Origin of the sequence: Arthrobacter sp. CAL618, from assembly GCF_000468215.1 — a bacterium.
Lineage (GTDB): Bacteria > Actinomycetota > Actinomycetes > Actinomycetales > Micrococcaceae > Arthrobacter_D.
This window is the reverse complement of sequence record NZ_ASZW01000268.1, coordinates 1-2,641: the sequence shown is the minus strand read 5'-3', so window position 1 is coordinate 2,641 and position 2,641 is coordinate 1. Positions and strand designations below refer to the sequence as shown.

At 63.3% G+C, this 2,641-nt stretch carries 4 protein-coding genes; all 4 read left to right on the top strand.

The window, feature by feature from the left end; all coding sequences use genetic code 11:
- A partial coding sequence (gene sufD, locus K728_RS0116340; RefSeq protein WP_443111007.1) for a Fe-S cluster assembly protein SufD occupies positions 1 to 1,025 on the top strand: 1,025 nt, incomplete at its 5' end.
- Positions 1,025 to 1,384, top strand: coding sequence for a non-heme iron oxygenase ferredoxin subunit (locus K728_RS0116335; protein ID WP_019483810.1), 360 nt, complete (start codon positions 1,025 to 1,027; stop codon positions 1,382 to 1,384). The genes sufD and K728_RS0116335, both read left to right, overlap by 1 nt.
- A gap of 78 nt (positions 1,385 to 1,462) precedes the next feature.
- Positions 1,463 to 2,251: a Fe-S cluster assembly ATPase SufC gene (sufC, locus tag K728_RS0116330; protein ID WP_019483811.1), complete on the top strand. Its 789-nt coding sequence runs from the start codon at positions 1,463 to 1,465 to the stop codon at positions 2,249 to 2,251.
- 47 nt (positions 2,252 to 2,298) lie between these two features.
- Positions 2,299 to 2,628: a metal-sulfur cluster assembly factor gene (locus K728_RS0116325; protein ID WP_019483812.1), complete on the top strand. Its 330-nt coding sequence runs from the start codon at positions 2,299 to 2,301 to the stop codon at positions 2,626 to 2,628.
- Positions 2,629 to 2,641: the final 13 nt, after the last annotated feature.

The following is a 2,641-nucleotide window of genomic DNA, read 5'->3' as shown; positions in this document are numbered from 1 at the left end:
CCCCGCTCAAGCGTCTCCGCGGGTTGCACGACCAGCCACTGACCGGTTCGGGGCCCACCGTTGAGGTTTCCGGCGCCACCAACATCCAGGTAGAGACCGTCGGCCGCGACGACTCCCGCATCGGCTCCGCATCCATTCCCGATGACCGGGTCTCGGCCGCAGCCTGGGAAGCGTTCACCGAGGCCACGGTCGTGACCATCCCAGTGGAGACCATCGCGGACAGCGACATCCAGATCACCATCAATGGCGTCGATGAGGCCCCTGCAGCCCAGCACCTGATCATCACCGCGGAGCGGTTCTCAAAGGCCGTCGTGGTGCTCGATCACCACGGCAAGACCACCCTCGCGCAGAACGTCGAAATCGTCGTCGGCGATGGCGCTGAACTCACCGTCGTCAGTGTGCAGGAATGGGACGACGACGCCGTCCACACCTCCACCCAGCAGGCCAAAATCGGTCGGAACGCGAAGTTCAAGCACGTCGTGATCAGCCTGGGCGGAGACCTGGTGCGGATGACGCCGTCGTCGCTCTTCACCGGACCAGGCTCCGAGGTCGAGATGTACGGACTGTACTTCGCCGACGCAGGCCAGCACCTTGAGCAGCGCCTTCTGGTGGACCACGCCGTCCCGAACTGCAAATCCCGCGTCACCTACAAGGGCGCCCTGCAGGGCCAGGACGCTCACACCGTCTGGGTCGGCGACGTGCTGATCCGCAAGGAGGCAGAGGGGACCGATACGTACGAAACGAACCGTAACCTCCTGTTGACTGACGGAACGCGCTCGGACTCGGTGCCGAACCTGGAGATCGAAACTGGTCTCATCGAGGGTGCAGGCCACGCCAGCGCCACCGGCCGGTTCGACGACGAGCACCTGTTCTACCTGATGGCTCGCGGCATCGACGAGAAAACCGCCCGCCGACTGGTGGTCCGCGGTTTCCTCAACGAGGTCATCCAGCAGATCAAGGTGCCAGCCCTGGAGGAGCGGCTGACCGACGCCGTGGAGCGGGAACTCGCGGCAGGAAACATCTGATGGCTGACGCACCGAAGGGCGAACTGGTCTGCAATGTCAACGACATTGAGGTCCGCCAGGCCCTGCGCATTCTGATCGACGACTATCCGGTGGCTGTGGTGAAGGACTCCGAGGGTGCAATCCATGCTCTCGGGGACACCTGCTCGCATGCCGATATCTCCCTCTCCGAGGGGGACGTCGAAGGATGCGTCATCGAATGCTGGGGACACGGATCGCAGTTCGATCTGCGCAGCGGCGCCCCGCTGCAACTGCCAGCCTATGAACCTGTCCCAGTGTTCGCCCTGGAAATTCACGGCGACGAGGTCTACGTGGACATCACCACCGTCACCAACGGTGCCGCTGTCCCGGACCTCGGCTAGCCACCACACACTTTTCGACTACTTAGCTCGAACACCTACTGCACTCCCTGCCACGCAGGGCGCGAAGGAGAACCACAGATGTCCACCCTTGAAATCAAGGACCTCCACGTCAGCATCGAGACGGAGCAGGGGGTCAGGAAGCAGATCCTCAAAGGGGTCAGCCTGACCATCAACACTGGCGAGTCACACGCCATCATGGGCCCCAACGGTTCCGGCAAGTCGACCCTCGCCTCGACGATTGCCGGTCACCCCCGGTACCTCGTTGACAGCGGATCCATCACCCTCGACGGCGAAGACGTCCTCGATATGAGCGTCGACGAGCGGGCCCGCGCCGGCCTGTTCCTGGCCATGCAGTATCCGGTCGAGGTACCCGGCGTCACCATGACCAACTTCCTGCGGACCGCGAAGACTGCCCTCGATGGCAAGGCTCCGAGCCTGCGTCACTGGACCAAGGACGTCAAGGAAGCGATGTCGCAGCTGCGCATCGACGCCGACTTCGCCCAGCGCAACGTCAACGAGGGTTTCTCCGGCGGCGAGAAGAAGCGCGTCGAAATTCTTCAGCTCGAGCTGTTCAAGCCCCGCTTCGCCATCCTGGATGAGACCGACTCAGGCCTCGACGTCGATGCGCTGAAGGTCGTGTCCGAAGGCGTGAACCGCGAGCATTCAAAGGGCGAAATGGGTACCCTGTTGATCACCCACTACACCCGGATCCTGCGCTACATCAAGCCGGACTTCGTCCACGTGTTCGTTGACGGCAGGATTGCTGAACAGGGTGGCCCTGAGCTGGCCGACCGCCTCGAGGCCGAAGGCTACGACCGCTTCGGTGCCCAGTCCCCGGCTCCTGCTGTCACCACAGCCGGCGCCTAGGCTCAGCAGCAAGTGAACTCGGTAACACTTCGAGAAGGTAGAGAACAATGAGTGAAGTGAACGCGGGACAGACCGCGCTTGACGACGTCGAGGAAGCCCTCAAGGACGTGATTGACCCCGAGTTGGGTGTCAACATCGTTGACCTTGGCCTCCTGTACGGCCTGAAGTACGCCGACGACGGCGCCCTGCTGATCGACATGACGCTCACCACAGCGGCGTGCCCGCTGACTGACGTCATCGAGGAGCAGGTGGGCCTGTCGCTGGACGGCGTCGTGGACGACTGGCGCCTGAACTGGGTGTGGATGCCACCATGGGGTCCCGAGAAGATCACCGACGACGGCCGCGACCAGATGCGGGCCCTCGGCTTCAACATCTAGGACGCTCCTGCGC

Excerpts from the sequence above, each read along its gene's own strand:
- sufC (WP_019483811.1), top strand. The coding sequence starts at position 1,463 with ATGTCCACCCTTGAAATCAAGGACCTCCACGTCAGCATCGAGACGGAG.
- K728_RS0116325 (WP_019483812.1), top strand. The coding sequence starts at position 2,299 with ATGAGTGAAGTGAACGCGGGACAGACCGCGCTTGACGACGTCGAGGAA.
- K728_RS0116335 (WP_019483810.1), top strand. The coding sequence starts at position 1,025 with ATGGCTGACGCACCGAAGGGCGAACTGGTCTGCAATGTCAACGACATT.